Raw genomic sequence first — 1,952 nt, forward strand, 5'->3', positions numbered from 1 at the left:
GGACAGGGTCGATATCAAGAGCACGGGCCTGCTGCCCAACGTGCTGGCCAAGCAGAAGGCCAAGGAAGCCGGCGCCCAGGAGGCGTGGTTCGTCGACACCGACGGCATGGTCACCGAGGGCGGCTCCTCCAACGCCTGGATCGTCACCAGGGACGGCGTGCTGGTGACGCGGCCGGCCGAGCACGGGATCCTGCGCGGCATCACCCGCACGACGCTGTTCGACGTTGCCGCCAAACTCGGCCTGACGATCGAGGAGCGCAAGTTTTCGGTCGCCGAGGCCAAGGCGGCGCGCGAGGCCTTCATCAGTTCCGCGACCACGATTGCCATGCCGATCGTGGCAATCGACGGTGCTCCGGTGGCCAATGGCCACCCCGGTTCCATGACACTTTCGTTGCGCCAGGCCTTTTTTGACGTTGCGGAAAAAAGTCCGGCCTGATAACCGCAAAGATGGAATGAAAATCAATATATCTCGTTCTGCTTGTCGTTATTGACGGCAAGAGGGTGTTTGCGCGCTTGACATGTGCCGGATAAATTGGCGCATTGGCTGCAAACCGAAGGGGATCGGCGAAAGACAAGAACAATGGCGGAACGATCGCAAAACCTTCAGGACCTGTTCCTGAATTCAGTTCGCAAGAGCAAAAATCCACTCACCATCTTCCTCATCAACGGCGTGAAGCTGACTGGCGTGGTCACCTCGTTCGACAATTTTTGTGTGTTGTTGCGGCGTGACGGCCATTCCCAGCTCGTTTACAAGCACGCCATTTCCACGATCATGCCGAGCCAGCCGGTTCAGATGTTCGATGGCGAGGAAGGCCAGGGCGCCTGATTGGCACGTGAGAAAGACGCGGACCGCAGCGTCCGCGGGAAACCATCACATCAGCTGAGGCCGGAAGACAAAGCTCCGACCCGGGCCATTGTTATTGTGCCCGTGCTTACCCGCCAGCCGCGAGGCGAGGACGAGACCAATCGGCCGCGTCTGACGCGTTCCGCGGAGGCCCGCCACGATGAAGCGGTCGGCCTCGCCGGCGCCATCGACCTCGATCCGGTCCATAGCGCGGTGGTGACCGTCACCGATCCGCGCCCGGCCACCTTGCTCGGCAGCGGCAAGGTGGCGGAATTCGCCCATATCGTGAAGGAGCGCCACGCGGAACTGGTCATCGTCGACCATCCGCTGACGCCGGTGCAGCAACGCAATCTCGAAAAGGAATTCAACGCCAAGGTGCTCGACCGCACCGGGCTGATCCTGGAGATCTTCGGCGAGCGCGCGCGCACCAAGGAAGGCACGCTGCAGGTCGAGCTTGCGCATCTCAACTACCAGAAGGGCCGCCTGGTGCGGAGCTGGACCCACCTTGAGCGCCAGCGCGGCGGCGCCGGCTTCCTCGGCGGTCCCGGCGAAACGCAGATCGAATCCGACCGGCGGCAGTTGCAGGAAAAGATCATCAAGCTGAAGCATGAGCTGGAAACTGTGCGCCGCACCCGCGACCTGCACCGTGCCAAGCGCAAGAAGGTGCCGTTCCCGGTTGTGGCGATCGTCGGCTACACCAATGCCGGCAAGTCGACGCTGTTCAACAAGCTGACTGGGGCAGGGGTGCTGGCCGAGGACATGCTGTTCGCCACGCTTGACCCGACGCTGCGCCGCGTGCGCCTGCCACATGGCACACCCATCATCCTGTCCGATACGGTCGGCTTCATCTCGGACCTGCCGACGCATCTTGTTGCCGCCTTCCGGGCGACGCTGGAAGAGGTGGTCGAAGCCGACCTCGTCATCCACCTGCGCGACATCTCAGACCCCGATACGGCGGCGCAGGCCGAGGATGTCGAGCGCATCCTTGCCGATCTTGGCGTCGATGCCAGTGACGCCAAGCGCGTCATCGAGGTCTGGAACAAGATCGACCTGCTCGACGAGAGCAACCGCTCCCGGTTGCTGGCCGATGGCGCCGCCACCAAGGCGC

Annotated in this window: 3 protein-coding genes; all 3 read left to right on the forward strand. The window is 62.9% G+C overall.

The features are described 5' to 3' along the window. A partial coding sequence (locus EOA33_RS34005; protein WP_190234471.1) for an aminotransferase class IV occupies window positions 1–436 on the forward strand: 436 nt, incomplete at its 5' end. A gap of 144 nt (window positions 437–580) precedes the next feature. Next, window positions 581–826 carry an RNA chaperone Hfq gene (hfq, locus tag EOA33_RS34010; RefSeq protein WP_066989720.1) on the forward strand — a complete coding sequence of 82 codons (246 nt, stop codon included), beginning with the start codon at window positions 581–583 and terminating at the stop codon, window positions 824–826. Further along, window positions 827–1,952 (forward strand): GTPase HflX (gene hflX / locus EOA33_RS34015; protein ID WP_127407601.1); only part of this gene is annotated, 1,126 nt, incomplete at its 3' end. It abuts the gene before it with no gap.

The sequence above is a fragment of the Mesorhizobium sp. M4A.F.Ca.ET.050.02.1.1 genome (assembly GCF_003997725.1).
Classification (GTDB): Bacteria; Pseudomonadota; Alphaproteobacteria; order Rhizobiales; family Rhizobiaceae; genus Mesorhizobium.